Origin of the sequence: Thiolapillus sp. (assembly GCF_048562965.1) — a bacterium.
In the GTDB taxonomy this organism is placed as follows: Bacteria; Pseudomonadota; Gammaproteobacteria; order Chromatiales; family Chromatiaceae; genus Thiolapillus; species Thiolapillus brandeum_A.
Genome location: NZ_JBHNMF010000026.1, coordinates 1 through 17,520, shown reverse-complemented (window position 1 = coordinate 17,520; position 17,520 = coordinate 1). Strand labels below are relative to the sequence as shown.

Here is a 17,520-nt window from a genome sequence, read left to right as displayed (position 1 = left end):
TATTTATCAAGCGCGCTAAATTTGACCTAGGGGCAGCACTGCAATAGACTAAGTGCGCCTGAAAATTCAAGCTAGGGGGCCGCTTCCAAGTGCTGGAAAACTATCTGCCAATACTGATTTTTATCGTCATCGGCCTGTTTGTCGGTGTCGCTGCCATGGGTATGGGGTTCATGCTGTCACCCCACAATCCCGACGAAGAGAAAGGCTCCCGTTATGAATGTGGCTTCGAGGCTTTTGAAGATGCACGCATGAAGTTCGACGTGCGTTTCTATCTGGTGGCCATTCTCTTCATTCTGTTCGATCTCGAAATTGCATTCTTCTTCCCCTGGGCGGTCGTGCTCGATCGGGTTGGACCCGTGGGCTTTTGGGCCATGATGATCTTTCTGGGCATACTGGTGATCGGTTTTATCTACGAGCGGAAAAAGGGAGCGCTGGAATGGGAATAGAAGGCGTATTCGAGGAAGGTTTCGTTACCACCTCGCTGGATACGGTCATCAACTGGGCGCGCACGGGTTCGATGTGGCCCATGACTTTTGGTCTGGCCTGCTGTGCGGTGGAAATGATGCAGGCGGGTGCGTCCCGCTATGATCTGGACCGTTTCGGTATTATCTTCCGCCCCAGTCCGCGGCAGTCGGACGTCATGATCGTTGCCGGTACCCTGGTAAACAAGATGGCGCCGGCCCTGCGCAAGGTGTATGACCAGATGCCGGACCCCAAATGGGTCATCTCCATGGGGTCCTGCGCCAATGGCGGCGGTTATTATCACTATTCCTATGCGGTGGTACGCGGTTGTGATCGCGTGGTACCGGTGGATGTGTATGTGCCGGGTTGCCCGCCAACCGCAGAAGCGCTGTTGTACGGTATCGTGCAGCTGCAAAACAAGATTCGCCGGGAAACCACGATTGCACGCACCAAAGTCGAGGAACCGGCATGAGCATGGAAGACAGACTTGACGATCTGGAAGAAGCTCTGGAAGATCGGCTCGAAGAGGATTTCGAGGAGTGCAAATGGACCCGTGTGCTCAATGAAGTGACCCTGGTGGTGCCGAAAGAGCAGTTGTTGCCTGTGATGCGGATCCTGCGCAGCCACCGCGACCTGGGCTTCGACCAGTGCATCGATGTCTGCGGCGTAGATTACGCGGCCTACGGTCAGTCGGAGTGGAATGCCGAGGATGCGCCCAATACCGGCTTTAGCCGGGGTGCCGAGCGCAGTACCCATGCGGATATCGACATGGAAAGCCGCTTTGCCGTGGTCTATCATCTGCTGTCCCTTTCCCACAATGTACGCCTGCGGGTGAAGGTGTTCCTGAACCCGGATTATCCCGTGGTCGATTCCGTCACGGGTATCTGGAACGGCGCCAACTGGTTCGAAAGGGAAGCCTTCGATATGTTCGGCATTCTCTTCAATGGCCATCCCGACCTGCGGCGTATTCTTACGGACTATGGTTTCATCGGCCACCCCTTCCGCAAGGACTTTCCCCTGGTGGGCCAGGTGGAGATGCGTTACGACGAGGACAAGGGCAGGGTGGTCTACGAGCCCGTTACCATTGAACAGAGAACCCTGGTGCCTCGCGTGGTCCGCCACGATCACCGTTATGAAGAAGGCTGCGAGCCGGTGAGTGAAGAGGAGCAGGCCGATGGCTGAGATTCGCAACTACACCCTCAATTTCGGCCCTCAGCATCCTGCGGCCCACGGCGTGTTGCGCCTGGTGCTGGAAATGGACGGCGAGGTCATCGAACGCGCCGATCCTCATGTGGGCCTCCTGCATCGCGGCACAGAGAAGCTGGCCGAGCACAAGCCTTACAATCACTCCATTCCCTACATGGACCGTCTCGACTACGTGTCCATGATGTGCAACGAACATGGCTATGTCGGCACCATCGAGAAACTACTGGGTGTGGAAGTACCTGAACGGGCGCAGTACATTCGTGTGCTGTTTGATGAGATCACCCGCATCCTCAACCACCTGATGTGGCTGGGTGCACATGCCCTCGATGTGGGAGCCATGACGGTATTCCTGTATGCCTTCCGCGAGCGGGAAGATCTCATGGACTGTTACGAGGCGGTTTCGGGCGCACGCATGCATGCTGCCTATTATCGCGTCGGTGGCGTCTACCGTGATCTGCCGGAGCAGATGCCACGCTATACAAAGGAGCTGCTGGGCAACGAAAAGGATGTGAAATACCGTAATCAGGCAAGGGAAGGCTCATTGCTGGATTTCATCGAGGATTTCACCGAGCGTTTCCCAAAATATATCGACGAATACGAAACCCTGCTTACCGACAACCGCATCTGGAAGCAGCGCCTGGTGGGCATCGGTGTGGTCACGCCGGAACGCGCCCGGCAGCTGGGCTTTACCGGTCCCATGATCCGTGGTTCCGGCATCGCCTGGGATCTGCGCAAGAAGCAGCCCTATGCGGCCTACGACAAGGTGGATTTCGACATTCCCCTGGGCAGCAACGGCGATTCCTATGACCGCTACCTGGTGCGTGTCGAGGAAATGCGTCAGTCCAACCGCATCATGAAACAGTGTGTGGAATGGCTGAAGAACAATCCGGGACCCGTGATGGTCGGTGATTACAAGGTGGCGCCGCCGCCCCGGGAAAAGATGAAAGACGACATGGAAGCGCTGATTCATCACTTCAAACTGTTTACGGAAGGCTACAGCATTCCCGAGAGCGAAGTCTATTTCGCCGTGGAAGCACCCAAGGGGGAATTCGGCTGTTATATCATCGCTGATGGCGCCAACAAGCCTTACCGACTGAAAATTCGCGCTCCTGGTTTTGCACACATGGCAGCCATGGATGAGATGACCAAGGGGCATATGCTTGCAGACGTGGTGGCCGTGATCGGTACCATGGACGTTGTTTTTGGGGAGATCGACCGCTGATGACCCTTCGTTGTGAACCCTGGGCTCGTGCCAACAAGCGGGCAGACAAGGAAAACCTTTTTTCGCCGGAAATCCGGGCGGAAATCGATCAATGGGTAGCCAAGTATCCCGAGGAATGGAAGCAGTCGGCCGTGATGGCGGCCCTGCGTATTGTGCAGGATGACAATGGCGGTTACCTGACCCGGGAACTCATGGACAAGGTGGCGGACTACCTGGATATGCCGCCCATCGCTGTCTACGAGGTCGCTACCTTCTATTCCATGTATGAGCTGAGCGAAGTCGGCAGGCACAAGATCTGCGTTTGCACCAATGTCTCCTGCATGATCTGTGGTTCGGAAAATATCGTGGAGCATCTGCAAAAACGTCTGGGCATCAAACTGGGCCAGACGACGGAAGACGGCAGGTTCACTCTCAAGGAAGTGGAATGCCTGGGAGCCTGTGGCGGTGCGCCCATGTTCCAGATCGGCAAGCAGTATTATGAGAACCTGACGCCGGAACTGGTGGATTCCATACTGGACAGCCTGGAGCAAGACAATGGCGAATGAAGTCTGCCTGCGCACCCTCCATCTGGACCGTCCCTGGTTGCTGTCCACCTATGAATCAGAAGGGGGCTATGAGGCTCTGCGCAAGATTCTCAAGGAAAAAACACCCCAGGAAGACATTATCGAAACCGTCAAGACCTCCGGATTGCGCGGTCGTGGCGGCGCGGGCTTCCCCACGGGCCTGAAATGGAGCTTTATCAACCGCAGCGCACCGGGTGACAAGTACATCGTCTGCAACTCGGACGAGGGTGAGCCAGGTACTTTCAAGGACAGGGATATTCTTCGCTACAATCCCCACGCCCTCATCGAAGGCATGATCATCGCGGGATATGCCACCGGCAGCACTGCGGGCTACAATTATATCCGTGGGGAATTCTGGGAGCCCTACGAGCGCTTCGAGGCCGCCCTGCAGGAAGCCAGAGATGCCGGCCTGCTGGGCGACAATATCCTGGATTCCGGTTTCAGCTTCGACATTCATGCCCACCTGGGCGGTGGCGCCTACGTCTGCGGTGAGGAAACCGCACTGCTGGAATCCATCGAGGGCAAGAAGGGACAGCCTCGCTTCAAGCCACCGTTTCCCGCCATGTTCGGCCTGTACGGCCGGCCCACCATCATCAACAACACCGAATCCCTGGCCTCCATTCCGGACATCGTCCGTCAGGGTGGCGAGTGGTTCCGTGATATTGGTGTTGAAAACAGCGGTGGTTCAAAACTGTTTTCCATCTCCGGCAATATCAACAATCCCGGGGTCTTCGAAATTCCCATGGGCACGCCTTTTTCCGAACTGCTGGAAATGGCGGGTGGCATGAAGGATGGCTACAAGCTCAAGGCGGTGATTCCCGGCGGTTCCTCCTCACCCGTATTGCCGGGCGACGTGATGATGGATCTCACCATGGATTACGATGCCATCGCCAAGGCGGGCTCCATGCTGGGTTCCGGCGCGGTGATCGTCATCGATGATCAGCAGTGCATGGTGAAACTGCTGGACCGGATTTCCTATTTTTATTATGAAGAATCCTGTGGCCAGTGCACACCCTGCCGGGAGGGCACGGGCTGGATGCACCGTGTCATCCATCGCATTGAGCACGGGCAGGGTCGCCAGGAAGACATGGATCTGCTGAACGACGTCACCAAGCGCATCATGGGTCGCACTATCTGTGCCTTGGGGGACGCCGCTGCCATGCCGGTTGCTGCGTTCATCGAGCATTACCGTGAGGAATTCCAGTACCACATCGATCACAAGAAGTGCATGGTAGGGGGGCGCTAGCAACTTATGTCCGATCAGCAGAACATCACCATCGAAGTCGATGGCAAGAAGCTAGAAGCCACCCCTGGCCAGATGCTTATCGAGGTAACAGACGCTGCCGGCATCACCGTGCCACGTTTCTGCTATCACAAAAAGCTTTCTGTTGCCGCCAACTGCCGTATGTGCCTGGTGGAAGTGGAGAACGCGCCCAAGCCACTGCCCGCATGCGCAACACCGGTTGCCGATGGCATGAAGGCCTGGACCTGCTCGCCCCTGGCGCGCCAGGCTCAGAAAGGCACCATGGAATTCCTGCTCATCAATCACCCGCTGGACTGCCCGATCTGTGATCAGGGTGGGGAGTGCGAGTTGCAGGATGTAGCCATGGGCTTCGGTGAGGGTATTTCCCGTTTCTCCGAGGGCAAGCGCGTTGTGCCCAGCCAGAATATCGGGCCGCTCATCGCCACCGACATGACCCGCTGTATTCACTGCACCCGCTGCGTGCGCTTTGGTGACGAGATCGCCGGCATACGCGAACTGGGGGCCACCGGTCGCGGTGAGCACATGAAAATCGGCGTGTATGTGGAAAACAGCGTCAGCTCTGAACTGTCCGGTAATATCATTGATCTGTGTCCCGTGGGCGCGCTGACTTCCAAACCCTTCCGTTATCGCGCCCGGGCCTGGGAACTGACCACCCACGACAGCGTTGCCGCCCATGATGGCGTGGGTTCCAATATTCAGGTGCATGTGCGTAATCATCAGGTGATGCGCGTAGTGCCCAGAGACAATGAAGCGGTCAACGAAACCTGGATTTCAGACCGGGACCGTTTCAGCTACCAGGGAATGTACAGCGAAGACCGTCTGCAAAAGCCCCTGCTGCGCAAGGACGGCGAACTGCAGGAAGTCGAATGGCAGGAAGCGCTGCTGGAAACGGCGGAAGTACTCAGGCAGGCCGAGGCGGAACGCCTCGGTGCGCTGGTTTCCCCCAGTTCCACGCTGGAAGAAATGTACCTGCTGCAGAAGCTGCTGAGAGCATTGGGATCCGGCAATATTGATCACCGCCTGCGTCAGTCTGATTTCCGTGGTGATGAAGCAGATCCTGCACTGCCCTGGATGGGACAGCGCTTTGATGATCTGGAAAACAACCAGGCAGTGTTGCTGGTTGGGTCCTGGCTGCGCAAGGATCAGCCCTTGCTGAACCATCATGTTCGCAAGTCGGTACTGGCCGGTGGTCAGGTGATGGCTGTCAATCCGGTGGACTACGATTTCAACTATGAGCTCAGCCACAAGCTGGTGGTGTCACCGGCAGACATGGTGACCCACATGGCAGCGGTGGCAGCCGTTCTTGGAGCCGATACCGCAGGCCTGGATGCCAAGGCGGATGCAAGTCATCAGGCGATTGCCGAAGCGCTCAAGTCTGCTGAAAGAGGCCTGGTGCTGCTGGGCAGCGTCGCTCAAATGCATCCGGATTATGCACTGTTACGCCAGCTGGCCAACAATATCGCGCAGGCGGCGGATGTCGATCTGGGTTTCGTCGGTGATGGCGCCAACAGTACCGGTGCCTGGCTGGCTGGAGCTGTGCCTCATAAGGACAATGGCCTCTCGCTGGCTGGTATGCAGAAAGAAGGGCTGGATGCCTGTGTGCTGCTGAATGTGGAGCCGGAATTCGACACTGCCAATCCAGGAGCGATGGCCGCACTGCTGTCCAGTGCAAAGGTTGTTGCCCTGAGTACCCATATCAGCCCCTGGCTGGAGCAGTACGCCGATGTGGTTCTGCCGGTGGCTGCCAGCCTGGAAACGTCCGGCAGCTTTGTCAATTTGCAGGGCGATGTGCAATCTTTCAATGGAGCCGCCAGGCCCGTCGGAGAAGCCCGGCCCGCCTGGAAGGTGCTGCGTGTTCTGGGTAACCTCACCAACCGGCAGGGCTTCGACTACGAGTCCTCTCAGGATGTGCTTGATGAAGCGCTGGAAACCGTTGGTGAGATTTCCCCGGACAACAGCCTGAGAGCAGAGCCTTCCCTTTCCGTGTGCCTGCAGGCCGGTGATGATCTGCAACGCATCGGCGGAGTGCCTCTGTACAGCATGGATATGCTGGTGCGCCGTTCCGGTGCGCTGCAGCACACGCCTGATGCCTGGAAGGCCGGGCTGAGGATAAATGCCGATACTGCCAGTCAGTTGGGACTGTCGGATGGCGGCTCTGCAGTGCTGAGGCAGGGAGAAGGGGAGCTGACACTGCCCCTGACTGTGGATGAGCGGGTTCCCGCCAATTGTGTCTGGATGCCTACGGGTGTGCCTGGCAGCGAGCTGCTGGGTGAAGGCTTCGGCGCTGTTTCACTGGAGAAGGCGTGATGGACTTTCTGATCGGACTCTATGAATGGCTGCCGGTGTGGATACAGATCATCCTCAAGATCGTGGTGATCATGGCGCCGCTGATGGTACTGGTGGCGTACTACACCTATGCCGAGCGCAAGATCATCGGTTATATGCAGATTCGCCTGGGCCCGAATCGCGTGGGCCCCAAAGGCTGGGGGCAGCCCATCGCAGATGCGGTCAAGCTCATGTTCAAGGAAATCGTGCTGCCCACCAATGCAGACAAGACCCTGTTCCTTATCGCCCCTCTATTGAGCATCGGCCCGGCCCTGGCCGCCTGGGCGGTATTCCCGTTCGATACAGGGCTGGTGCTTTCCGACATCAATGCCGGGCTGCTCTACCTGCTGGCCATGACTTCCATCGGTGTCTATGGCGTTATCATTGCGGGTTGGGCGTCCAATTCCAAATATGCTTTCCTCGGCGCTATCCGTTCCGCCGCGCAGATCGTTTCCTATGAGATCGCCATGGGCTTTGCCCTGGTTGGCGTGCTGGTAGCCGCAGGCAGCCTGAATCTCGGTCAGATCGTCGAGGGGCAGAACGGGAGTGTGCTGCACTGGTACTGGTTGCCCCTGCTGCCCCTGTTCGTGATCTACTTCATCTCGGGTGTCGCGGAAACCAACCGCTCGCCTTTCGATGTGGCGGAAGGCGAATCCGAGATCGTGGCGGGCTTCCACGTGGATTATTCAGGCATGGCTTTCGCCGTGTTCTTCCTCGCCGAATACGCCAATATGATCCTGATCTCAGCTTTGACTGCGCTGATGTTCATGGGAGGCTGGCTGTCACCCTTTCAGGGCACCTTCATGGAATCCTGGTTCGCCTGGGTGCCGGGGATACTCTGGCTGGTGGCCAAGACCTTCTTTTTCATGTTCCTGTTTCTGTGGTTCCGGGCGACGTTTCCCCGTTACCGCTATGACCAGATCATGCGCCTCGGATGGAAGATCTTCATCCCCATCACCATCGTCTGGATCGTGGTTGTCGGCGCGGCGCAGGTCTACAACATCGGCCCCTGGTTTCAGTGAGGAGGGATAGGTAATGAAAACCGTCATCCATTACGTTCGCTCCCTGTTCCTCCTGGAACTGTTCAAGGGTATGAGTGTGACCGGGCGCTATCTGTTCAGGAAGAAATTCACGCTGAACTACCCGGAGCAGAAGGCCCCCGTGTCTCCCCGCTTCCGTGGTCTGCATGCCCAGCGCCGGTATCCGAACGGTGAAGAACGCTGCATCGCCTGTAAGCTTTGCGAGGCTGTCTGTCCGGCAAATGCCATTACCATCGAGGCTGCGCCCCGGGAAGACGGGTCGCGACGCACCACGCGGTATGACATCGATTTGTTCAAATGCATCTTCTGCGGTTTCTGTGAAGAATCCTGTCCGGTGGATGCCATTGTGGAAACCCGTTTGTATGAATATCACTTTGAGGATACTGACAAGGCTGCGGGCAATTACATCATGACCAAGGAAAAACTTTTGGCCATGGGTGACAAGTACGAGATACAGCTGGCGGAAGACCGTGCAGCACAGGCCAGATACCGGTGATCAGATCATGAGTTTCGAGAAATTTTTGTTTTACCTGTTTGCCGCCATTCTCGTGGGGGCGGCACTGATGGTGATCTCCCGCAAGAATCCTGTTCATTCGGCCCTGTTTCTGGTGCTGGCGTTCTTCAACATGGCCGGTATCTGGATGCTGGCGGAAGCGGAATTCTTGGCCATCGTGCTGGTATTGGTGTATGTCGGTGCCGTGATGGTGCTGTTCCTGTTCGTGATCATGATGCTGGATGTCAATCTCGCCGCCATGCGTGCCGGTTTCATAAGACACCTGCCGGTGGGCATCGTGGTTGCCGCGCTGATGCTGGCTGAAATGGTGCTGGTGCTCGGGCCAAAGCATTTCGGGCTAGCCAAATATGCCGCTCCTGAAGCAGCACCTGCCGATTACAACAATACCGCAGAGTTGGGTATTTCGCTGTTTACACAGCATCTGTATGCGCTGGAGATCGCGGCAGTCATCCTGCTGGTTGCCATGATTGCAGCCATAAGCCTGACCCTGCGTAAACGGCCGGATACCAAGCGCCAGGACGTCGCCAGCCAGCATATGGTGAAAAAGAAAGACCGTCTGAAGATCGTCAAGATGGCAGCGGAGGAGAAAGGCTGATGATTTCCCTGTCTGAATATCTCATTCTGGGGGCGCTGCTGTTCGTGATCAGCGTTGCCGGCATTTTCATCAACCGGAAAAATCTCATCGTGCTTCTGATGTGCGTGGAGCTGATGCTTCTGGCAGTGAACATCAATTTTGTCGCTTTCTCGCACTTCCTCGGGGATGTAAACGGCCAGGTGTTCGTATTCTTCATCCTGACTGTGGCGGCGGCAGAAGCGGCCATAGGTCTGGCAATCCTGATCGTGTTGTTCCGTAACCGCAATACTATCGATGTCGATGACCTCGATACCATGAAGGGATAGCGCTATGGGTGATATTGACATGAAATCCATCTATCTTGCTCTGGTACTGGCACCCCTGGCCGGGTCTGTCATTGCCGGCCTGTTCCGTAATCAGATCGGCAGGGCAGGTGCACACTGGGCAGCCACCCTCGGTGTTGCTGTTTCCTTCCTGCTTTCCGCTTATGTGTTCTGGCAGCATGTCATGAATGGTGCACCGGTATTCAACGAGAATATTTACACCTGGATGGTGGTGGACGGCATGCAGATGCATGTGGGGTTCCTGGTGGACAATCTCACGGCCATGATGATCGCGGTCGTGACTTTCGTGTCCCTTATGGTGCATATCTATACCATCGGCTACATGGCCGACGAGGAAGGCTATCAGCGCTTCTTCAGCTACATCGCCCTGTTCACCTTCTCCATGCTCATGCTGGTCATGTCCAACAACTTCCTGCAGCTGTTCTTCGGCTGGGAGGCCGTGGGTCTGGTGTCCTATCTGCTCATCGGTTTCTACTTCAAGAAGGAATCGGCGATCTTTGCGAATATGAAGGCCTTCCTGGTGAACCGGGTAGGGGATTTCGGCTTCATCCTGGGTATCGCTGCGGTTGCCATGTACTTCAACAGTCTGGATTACGCACAGGTCTTTGCTGCGGCACCGGATCACGCCGGAGACAGCATCAATATCTGGGGCGACAGTCAATGGTCCCTGATGACCGTGATCTGCATCCTGCTGTTTATCGGCGCCATGGGCAAATCAGCCCAGATGCCGCTGCATGTGTGGCTGCCGGACTCCATGGAAGGCCCGACCCCCATTTCCGCATTGATTCACGCTGCGACCATGGTTACCGCCGGTATCTTCATGGTGGCGCGCATGTCACCCCTGTATGAACTGTCGGAAACAGCGTTGAGCTTTGTGCTCATTATTGGTGCCACCACCGCATTCTTCATGGGACTGATCGGTATCATCCAGAATGATATCAAGCGGGTGATTGCCTATTCCACGCTTTCCCAGCTCGGTTACATGGTTGCGGCTCTGGGTGCATCCGCGTATGCGGCAGGTCTTTTCCATCTGATGACCCATGCCTTCTTCAAGGCGCTGCTGTTCCTGGCGGCAGGGTCCGTCATTATCGGTATGCACCACGATCAGGATATCCGCAACATGGGTGGTGTACGCAAGTACATGAAGGTTACCTGGTTAACTTTCCTGCTCGGTACTCTGGCGCTGATCGGCTTCCCCGGGTTCTCCGGTTTCTTTTCCAAGGATGCGATCATAGAAGCCGTTGGGTCATCGCAGATTTTTGGATCCGACTATGCCCACTGGCTGCTGGTCTTTGGTGTATTCGTCACGGCGTTGTACAGCTTCCGCCTGTATTTCATCGTATTCCACGGCAAGGGGCCGCGGGATGAGCATGCGAAAGAGCATCTGAAAGAATCACCTGCGGTCGTGACGCTGCCACTGATTCTGCTGGCCATTCCATCGGTGTTTATCGGCTGGTTTGCCATCGAACCCATGTTGTTCGGTGATTTCTTCAAAGGCGTACTGCATGTGGCTTCCGCCCATGACACGCTGGGTGAAATCGGAGAGCACTACCACAATCAGGTTGGTTTCATCTCTCACGGTGTGATGGCGCTGCCATTCTGGCTGGCCATGGGCGGTCTGGCGGTAGCCTGGTATGTTTACCTGATGAAACCGTCCATCGCACAGAACCTGCGTATCCGCTTCGACTGGCTGTATGCACTGCTGGACCGGAAATACGGTTTCGACGAGTTAAACCAGTTCATTTTTGCCGGTGGCAGCCTGCTCACCGGAAAGCTGTTGTGGAATGTGGGTGACAAGACCCTCATCGATGGCATTTCGGTAAACGGTTCGGCGCGCTCGTTCGGCGTGCTGGCTCAGGCGGTACGCTGGATACAGAGCGGTTATCTGTATCACTATGCTATAGCCATGATATTGGGTCTTCTGGGCCTGCTGTTCTGGTTCGCTGAGTTAAGGATTGGATAGAAGATAATGAGTGCAGATTGGCCAATTTTGAGTGCAGTTATCTGGTTGCCTGTCCTGGGCGGCCTGTTGGTGGCGTTCAGCGGCGACAAGGCGCCCAATGTCAGTCGCTGGCTGGCGCTGTCCGTGGCTGTGCTGACGTTCCTGCTCAGTCTGCTGCTTTATACGGGTTTTGAAACCGGCACGGCTGCCATGCAGTTCCAGGAAAACATCCCCTGGATCGAATCCTTCAAGGTCAATTACCATCTGGGCGTGGATGGTATTTCCATGCCCCTGATCATCCTGACCACCTTTATCACCATTCTGGTGGTCATTGCCGGATGGCAGGTGATTCAGTACAAGCCTTCCCAGTACATGGCGGCCTTCCTGATCATGGAAGGTGTGATGGTAGGTGTGTTCTCCGCACTGGACGCCATGCTGTTTTATGTGTTCTGGGAAGCCATGCTCATCCCCATGTTCCTTATTATCGGGATCTGGGGCGGGCCCAACAGGGTGTATGCCACGATCAAGTTCTTCCTGTATACCTTCCTGGGGTCGGTGTTCATGCTGGTGGCGCTGATCTACATGTATTTCCAGTCCGGCAGCATGGAGATCCTGGGTTTCCATACGCTCAAGCTGGGCCTGACCGAACAGATTCTGATTTTCCTAGCGTTCCTGGCAGCGTTTGCGGTGAAGGTGCCCATGTGGCCGGTGCATACCTGGCTGCCTGATGCACACGTGGAAGCTCCCACCGGCGGTTCGGTGGTGCTGGCGGCCATCATGCTGAAGATTGGCGGATACGGTTTCCTGCGTTTCAGCCTTCCCATCACTCCGGATGCGAGCAAGGAACTGGACTGGTTGATCATCGACATGTCGCTGATCGCAGTTGTTTACATCGGATTCGTGGCACTGGTGCAGAAGGACATGAAAAAGCTCATTGCTTACTCTTCCATCGCACACATGGGCTTCGTTACCCTGGGTTTCTTCATCGCATTCATCATTTTTGCCAAGCCGGAAGTGAGTAACGGTGTGGTGCTGGGCATGCAGGGAGGGATGGTGCAGATGGTCTCCCATGGTTTCATCTCTGCGGCCATGTTCCTGTGTGTGGGTGTGCTCTACGATCGTATGCACAGCCGTGAGATTGCCGACTACGGAGGCGTTGTGAATACCATGCCCTGGTTTGCGGCTTTCATGGTCTTTTTCGCTATGGCGAATGCCGGCCTGCCGGGCACTTCCGGGTTCGTGGGTGAATTCATGGTGATTCTGGCCAGTTTCCGGGCGGATTTCTGGTTCGCCTTTCTTGCTGCCACCACATTGATCATTGGCGCGGCGTATACGCTCTGGATGGTCAAACGGGTGGTGTTTGGTGAGGTCTCCAACGAGAAGGTAGCCGCCCTGCAGGATATAAACAAGCGTGAAGCCCTGGTGCTGGCTTCTCTGGCGATCGCCGTGCTGGTGCTGGGTCTGTGGCCTGAGCCACTGATACAGGTGATGGACGTGTCCATCACCAATCTGGTCAATCATATTGCTGTTCCGAAACTGTAACTTCAGGTAAACCTGATGGATTTTAACGCCTCAACATTGCTGTCACTGCTGCCTGAGATCGTACTGCTCTCGGCGATTGCCGTTATTCTGATACTGGATCTGTTCCTGGATCAGAGCAAACGCATGTTTACTTACGGGCTGTCCCTGGCTGCGCTGATTGCGACAATGTCTGCAGTCGTATGGGTGGATGACAGCAGCCGGGTGGTCATGCACGGCGCTTACGTGATCGATGCCATGGGCAGCATGCTGAAGATCTCGCTGCTGAGCGTGGGTATTTTCGCCTTTATCTATTCCCGTCGCTATCTGGTTGACCGCAACCTGTTCAAAGGCGAGTTCTATGTGCTTGGCATGCTTGCCATACTGGGCATGATGATCATGGTTTCCGCAGGCAGCTTCCTCACGCTGTATCTCGGTCTTGAATTGCTGGCACTGAGTTTGTACGCGCTGGTGGCCTTCGATGGTGATTCGAAAAAGGGCTCTGAAGCGGCGATGAAGTATTTCGTGCTGGGAGCGCTGGCGTCCGGCATGTTGCTGTATGGCATTTCCATGGTCTATGGTGCAACGGGAATGCTGGATTTTGCCGGTGTGGCCAGGGTCATTGCCAGTGGACATGCTGATCAGACGGTACTGACTTTCGGGCTGGTGTTTGTGTTGATCGGTATTGCCTTCAAATTCGGCGCTGTGCCTTTTCACATGTGGGCACCCGACGTCTACCAGGGCGCTCCCGTGGTGGTTACCGCTTTCCTGGGATCCGTGCCGAAGATCGCGGCTTTCGCCATGGCCATGCGTATTCTTGTTCAGGGTATGGGCGGTCTGGGGCCGGAAATGGGCTGGCAGGGCTGGCAGGGCATGCTGATGATCCTGGCGGTACTTTCCATGGCGCTGGGCAATATCGTTGCGCTGGTTCAGGACAACGTCAAACGCATGCTGGCCTATTCCACGATTTCTCATGTCGGGTTCATCTTTCTGGGCCTGCTGGCAGGCGCCGGCAAGGGCTATACCTCGGCCATGTTCTATACCATTGTTTATGCGCTGACGGCAGTGGGTGGTTTTGGCCTGCTTGCCATTCTCAGTCGCAAGGGTGTGGAAGCTGAATACCTGCATGACCTCAAAGGGCTGAACAAACGCAGTCCCTGGCTGGCGGCCATGATGATGCTGATCATGTTCTCCATGGCGGGAGTACCACCTACTGTGGGATTCTTCGCCAAGCTGTTTGTGCTGGATGCCCTGGTGAACGCCGACATGCTGTGGCTGGCGCTGGTGGCCGTATTCTTCTCTGTAGTCGGCGCCTTCTATTACCTGCGGGTCATCAAGGTCATCTATTTCGATCAGCCCATCACCCAGGCGCCCATCGTCGCAAACGTGGATGCGCGCATGGCTATTTCCGTGAATGGTCTGGCCATGCTTTATTACGGCATTTTCCCCGCTTCTCTGCTGGCTTTGTGTCAGGCTGCTATTGCTGCGCTGTGATTGTCCGCCTTGGTATTTGAGGTGATTTTCGCGCAGGTATGATGGCTGGTTTGTTTTCCTGGCTTGTGTGCCTCTGTTCAGTCCCGGTTCAGTATCATTCTGGTATTTTGATCTTCAGGTGTCCTACAGGTTAGGATGAAGTCCTGTTCTGATGGGTTGACGAGGGATGATTCAATCATCCTGCTGAAAAACAGGTTCCTCACGATGTCGGTTGTTCGAAAACTATTCATTACCCTGCTTGCAGGTTGCTGGTTTCTCAGTGCCTCTGCAGGAGAGCGTGGGGGCAAACACCACAGTAAGAAAGCTGAAATGAGCCGCTTCAGTGACAGCATGGACAGCATCAGCCTTGACGATGCGGTAAACCGCGTGCGTGGGCAATTCGACGGCCGTATACTGTCTGCCGAAGAAATCGATGCGGAGTACCGCATCCGGGTGCTTACCGGCAACGGTAAGGTTCGCCGTTTGCGGGTGGATCCGGCTACTGGTGAAATCATCCGGCGCAGGCGATAGGAATGACAACGCAACCTGGACACAACGGCAACGGTTGCTGGGTGATATAAATGCGGCTGTTACTGGTCGAGGATGAAATACCCCTGCTGCTGCAGTTGTCTGGCCAACTGGAGAGAAGTGGCTATGCAGTGGAGCAGGCTGAAAACGGCACCAACGGTCTCTATCTGGGCCGGGAGTTTCCCATCGACGTGGCCATCATCGATCTTGGACTGCCGGATATCCCTGGGTTGGAAGTCATCCGTACCTTGCGCGCTGAAGACAGGGATTTTCCCATTCTCATTCTCACGGCGAGGGGACGCTGGCAGGAAAAGGTGGAAGGACTGGAGGCTGGGGCGGATGATTACCTGGTAAAGCCATTTCAATTCGAGGAACTGCTGGCGAGGCTCAATGCGTTGCTGCGGCGCAGCAGCGGCTGGTCCACACCCGTGCTGCAGTTTGGTTCCATCAGTCTCGACACCATGTCACAAAGTCTCGAAATAAACGGTGAGGCGGTGCAACTGACTGCGTATGAATACCGGGTGCTGGAATATCTGATGCTCCATGCCGGCGAGGTCGTATCGAAAACTGAGCTTACAGAACGTATCTACGAGCAGGACTATGACAGGGACAGCAATGTTCTGGAGGTGCTGCTCAGCCGGCTGCGGCGCAAACTGGATCCCGACAACAGGCTCAAACCCATTGAAACCCTGAGGGGAAGGGGATACTGTTTCAGGCTGGACAGAAGGGCTGGTTGATGCGGTCCATTCATCTCCGACTGCTGCTCATGGCCACCCTGGTACTTGCGGGATTTCTGGGGATTACAGGCTGGGCGCTTGATTCGGCGTTTCGAAAAAGCAGTGAGGCCGCGCTGAGGGAAAAACTCCAGTCTCATGTCTATGGGCTGCTGGCGGCCGCAGATGTGGATGCCCGGGGAAGAATGCAACTGCCGGAGAATCTGCCCGAGCCACGGTTTTCCCGGCCGGATTCGGGCCTGTATGCCTTTGTCAGCACCGCAGACGGAAAGTTGCTCTGGCGTTCCCGCTCATCACTGGGACTGACCATCCCGGCTGCTCCTTCATTGCCCGCGGGTAAATTCCGCTTCAAACGCCTGGATGGTCATTTTCTGTTTTCCTACGGTGTGGAATGGGAGGACGATGCCGGGGATTCACAGGCCTTCACCTTCAACGTGGTGGAACAGGCACAGCCGTTTGAAGCGCAACTGGCGGCTTTTCGCCTGAACCTGTGGGCCTGGCTGGGAGGGCTGGCATTGGCCCTGCTGCTGGTGCAGGCGCTTGTGCTGCGTTGGGGGTTGAGGCCCTTGCGACGGGTAGAGGCTGACCTTCAGGCCATACATCAGGGGCGGAAGAAACGCCTAGCGGGTGAATATCCGGCAGAGCTGCAGGGTCTGACTTCCAGTCTGAATGCCCTGATGGAACATGCCGATTCGGTACAGCAGCGATACCGCAACAGCCTGGATGATCTCGTGCACAGTCTGAAAACGCCACTGGCATATCTCAGTACCGTACTGCAGGACAGCAAGGTGCCTTGTTCAAAGCTTCGCGAGACCACTGTTGAGCAGCTGGACCGCATGGATCATATCGTACAGCATCAATTGAGCCGGGCAGCGGTGGCTGCCCGGTCAGCCTTGACCGAACCTGTGGCGCTGGCACCTGTGGTAACGCGCCTGCTGGATACTCTCGAAAAGATTTATGCTGAAAAAAAACTGACCTGTGTCCGTGAACTCGATACCCGGGCCGTTTTTCACGGTGATGAAGCAGACCTGATGGAAGTGATGGGCAATCTCCTGGAAAACGCCTTCAAATATGCGAACAGCAAAGTACGGGTGAGTATTGCGGGGAATGGGGAGCTGCTGCTGATCGAAGATGACGGTCCCGGTATTCCTGCCTCTCGCTGGAACGAACTGCTTCAAAGGGGGAAGCGGGCAGACGAGACGGTGGCGGGTCAGGGCATTGGGCTCTCCGTGGCTCATGAGATCATCACACTGTACGGAGGCACGCTGGAAGCCGGCAGATCAACGCTGGGGGGGCTGTCGTTGCGTATCCGGTTTCCGGCATGGGATCCCTCGTTGCATGCCAAATATGATGGGGATAGCAAAACCATGCATTCCCTGTGATATTTTAGAGGGTATGTTGCTACAATCGCGCCATTCTCTGTGTCCCTGCCTGACGCTTTCAAGAGGAGTGGCTCCTTGAAAAACAATCGAAAAATCTGTTTTATGCTGCTGTTTTCATGTTGCCTGCTATTGGCGCCACTCACCGCTTCTGCCCTGGCGATGAATGATGCCATCAGTATCGCCGGCCAGCAGCGTATGCTCAGTCAGCGTATGGTAAAGGCGTATGCGCTGGTGGGGCAGCACACCATGTTGAGTGTGAGTGCCGTAAAGCAGATGGACGACACCATTCGCCAGTTCGACCGCAATCTCGAGCAGCTGGTCCTATTCGCGGAAACGCCGAAGGAAAAGAAAGTCATTGGAAAGATCAGCCGGCTGTGGTTCGCATACAGGGTAAGCGCCAAACAATCAGCCCTATTGCATTTTTTTGAC

General features: G+C 56.0%; 18 protein-coding genes. All 18 read left to right on the top strand.

The window, feature by feature from the left end; all coding sequences use genetic code 11:
* The first annotated feature begins 89 nt into the window (after positions 1-89).
* The gene (locus ACOCD2_RS03080) at positions 90-446 is read left to right on the top strand and encodes an NADH-quinone oxidoreductase subunit A (RefSeq protein ID WP_293644662.1); all 357 of its coding nucleotides are present in this window, start codon (positions 90-92) and stop codon (positions 444-446) included.
* Positions 437-934 (top strand): NuoB/complex I 20 kDa subunit family protein, encoded by a 498-nt coding sequence (locus ACOCD2_RS03075; protein ID WP_293644664.1) that lies wholly within the window; start codon positions 437-439, stop codon positions 932-934. The genes ACOCD2_RS03080 and ACOCD2_RS03075 overlap by 10 nt, the downstream gene beginning before the upstream one ends.
* A gap of 2 nt (positions 935-936) precedes the next feature.
* Entirely contained in the window at positions 937-1,644 is a 708-nt protein-coding gene (locus ACOCD2_RS03070; RefSeq protein ID WP_293644694.1) for an NADH-quinone oxidoreductase subunit C, read from the top strand.
* A complete protein-coding gene (locus ACOCD2_RS03065) occupies positions 1,637-2,890 on the top strand; it encodes an NADH-quinone oxidoreductase subunit D (protein WP_293644666.1) in 1,254 nt (417 codons plus the stop codon). The genes ACOCD2_RS03070 and ACOCD2_RS03065 overlap by 8 nt, the downstream gene beginning before the upstream one ends.
* Positions 2,890-3,435 (top strand): NADH-quinone oxidoreductase subunit NuoE, encoded by a 546-nt coding sequence (gene nuoE, locus ACOCD2_RS03060; RefSeq protein WP_293644668.1) that lies wholly within the window; start codon positions 2,890-2,892, stop codon positions 3,433-3,435. Before ACOCD2_RS03065 ends, nuoE begins: the two co-directional genes overlap by 1 nt.
* Positions 3,425-4,699 carry an NADH-quinone oxidoreductase subunit NuoF gene (nuoF, locus tag ACOCD2_RS03055; protein WP_293644670.1) on the top strand — a complete coding sequence of 425 codons (1,275 nt, stop codon included), beginning with the start codon at positions 3,425-3,427 and terminating at the stop codon, positions 4,697-4,699. Before nuoE ends, nuoF begins: the two co-directional genes overlap by 11 nt.
* A gap of 6 nt (positions 4,700-4,705) precedes the next feature.
* Positions 4,706-7,024 carry an NADH-quinone oxidoreductase subunit NuoG gene (nuoG, locus tag ACOCD2_RS03050; protein WP_293644672.1) on the top strand — a complete coding sequence of 773 codons (2,319 nt, stop codon included), beginning with the start codon at positions 4,706-4,708 and terminating at the stop codon, positions 7,022-7,024.
* Between the two features lie 8 nt (positions 7,025-7,032).
* On the top strand, positions 7,033-8,064 hold the full coding sequence (gene nuoH / locus ACOCD2_RS03045) for an NADH-quinone oxidoreductase subunit NuoH (protein WP_305800146.1): 1,032 nt from the start codon (positions 7,033-7,035) through the stop codon (positions 8,062-8,064).
* A 13-nt stretch (positions 8,065-8,077) separates the two neighbouring features.
* Positions 8,078-8,578 (top strand): NADH-quinone oxidoreductase subunit NuoI, encoded by a 501-nt coding sequence (gene nuoI / locus ACOCD2_RS03040; RefSeq protein WP_293644676.1) that lies wholly within the window; start codon positions 8,078-8,080, stop codon positions 8,576-8,578.
* A 7-nt stretch (positions 8,579-8,585) separates the two neighbouring features.
* Positions 8,586-9,191 (top strand): NADH-quinone oxidoreductase subunit J, encoded by a 606-nt coding sequence (locus ACOCD2_RS03035; RefSeq protein WP_293644678.1) that lies wholly within the window; start codon positions 8,586-8,588, stop codon positions 9,189-9,191.
* Positions 9,191-9,496, top strand: coding sequence for an NADH-quinone oxidoreductase subunit NuoK (nuoK, locus tag ACOCD2_RS03030; protein WP_293644680.1), 306 nt, complete (start codon positions 9,191-9,193; stop codon positions 9,494-9,496). Before ACOCD2_RS03035 ends, nuoK begins: the two co-directional genes overlap by 1 nt.
* A 19-nt stretch (positions 9,497-9,515) precedes the next feature.
* On the top strand, positions 9,516-11,477 hold the full coding sequence (nuoL, locus tag ACOCD2_RS03025; RefSeq protein ID WP_293644696.1) for an NADH-quinone oxidoreductase subunit L: 1,962 nt from the start codon (positions 9,516-9,518) through the stop codon (positions 11,475-11,477).
* A 6-nt stretch (positions 11,478-11,483) separates the two neighbouring features.
* Positions 11,484-12,998 (top strand): NADH-quinone oxidoreductase subunit M, encoded by a 1,515-nt coding sequence (locus tag ACOCD2_RS03020; protein ID WP_293644682.1) that lies wholly within the window; start codon positions 11,484-11,486, stop codon positions 12,996-12,998.
* 15 nt (positions 12,999-13,013) lie between these two features.
* Positions 13,014-14,468 (top strand): NADH-quinone oxidoreductase subunit NuoN, encoded by a 1,455-nt coding sequence (gene nuoN, locus ACOCD2_RS03015; RefSeq protein WP_293644684.1) that lies wholly within the window; start codon positions 13,014-13,016, stop codon positions 14,466-14,468.
* Between the two features lie 309 nt (positions 14,469-14,777).
* Positions 14,778-14,978: a PepSY domain-containing protein gene (locus ACOCD2_RS03010; protein ID WP_293644686.1), complete on the top strand. Its 201-nt coding sequence runs from the start codon at positions 14,778-14,780 to the stop codon at positions 14,976-14,978.
* Positions 14,979-15,028: 50 nt separating this feature from the next.
* A complete protein-coding gene (locus tag ACOCD2_RS03005; RefSeq protein ID WP_293644688.1) occupies positions 15,029-15,712 on the top strand; it encodes a response regulator transcription factor in 684 nt (227 codons plus the stop codon).
* A complete protein-coding gene (locus ACOCD2_RS03000; RefSeq protein WP_293644690.1) occupies positions 15,712-17,091 on the top strand; it encodes an ATP-binding protein in 1,380 nt (459 codons plus the stop codon). The genes ACOCD2_RS03005 and ACOCD2_RS03000 overlap by 1 nt, the downstream gene beginning before the upstream one ends.
* A 75-nt stretch (positions 17,092-17,166) precedes the next feature.
* The coding region (locus tag ACOCD2_RS02995; RefSeq protein ID WP_293672427.1) for a type IV pili methyl-accepting chemotaxis transducer N-terminal domain-containing protein at positions 17,167-17,520 on the top strand (354 nt) is incomplete at its 3' end.

Coding starts and splice junctions, on each gene's coding strand:
- ACOCD2_RS03075 (WP_293644664.1), top strand. CDS start 437: ATGGGAATAGAAGGCGTATTCGAGGAAGGTTTCGTTACCACCTCGCTG.
- ACOCD2_RS03070 (WP_293644694.1), top strand. CDS start 937: ATGGAAGACAGACTTGACGATCTGGAAGAAGCTCTGGAAGATCGGCTC.
- ACOCD2_RS03065 (WP_293644666.1), top strand. CDS start 1,637: ATGGCTGAGATTCGCAACTACACCCTCAATTTCGGCCCTCAGCATCCT.
- nuoE (WP_293644668.1), top strand. CDS start 2,890: ATGACCCTTCGTTGTGAACCCTGGGCTCGTGCCAACAAGCGGGCAGAC.
- nuoF (WP_293644670.1), top strand. CDS start 3,425: ATGGCGAATGAAGTCTGCCTGCGCACCCTCCATCTGGACCGTCCCTGG.
- nuoG (WP_293644672.1), top strand. CDS start 4,706: ATGTCCGATCAGCAGAACATCACCATCGAAGTCGATGGCAAGAAGCTA.
- nuoI (WP_293644676.1), top strand. CDS start 8,078: ATGAAAACCGTCATCCATTACGTTCGCTCCCTGTTCCTCCTGGAACTG.
- ACOCD2_RS03035 (WP_293644678.1), top strand. CDS start 8,586: ATGAGTTTCGAGAAATTTTTGTTTTACCTGTTTGCCGCCATTCTCGTG.
- nuoK (WP_293644680.1), top strand. CDS start 9,191: ATGATTTCCCTGTCTGAATATCTCATTCTGGGGGCGCTGCTGTTCGTG.
- nuoL (WP_293644696.1), top strand. CDS start 9,516: ATGAAATCCATCTATCTTGCTCTGGTACTGGCACCCCTGGCCGGGTCT.
- ACOCD2_RS03020 (WP_293644682.1), top strand. CDS start 11,484: ATGAGTGCAGATTGGCCAATTTTGAGTGCAGTTATCTGGTTGCCTGTC.
- nuoN (WP_293644684.1), top strand. CDS start 13,014: ATGGATTTTAACGCCTCAACATTGCTGTCACTGCTGCCTGAGATCGTA.
- ACOCD2_RS03010 (WP_293644686.1), top strand. CDS start 14,778: ATGAGCCGCTTCAGTGACAGCATGGACAGCATCAGCCTTGACGATGCG.
- ACOCD2_RS03005 (WP_293644688.1), top strand. CDS start 15,029: ATGCGGCTGTTACTGGTCGAGGATGAAATACCCCTGCTGCTGCAGTTG.
- ACOCD2_RS03000 (WP_293644690.1), top strand. CDS start 15,712: ATGCGGTCCATTCATCTCCGACTGCTGCTCATGGCCACCCTGGTACTT.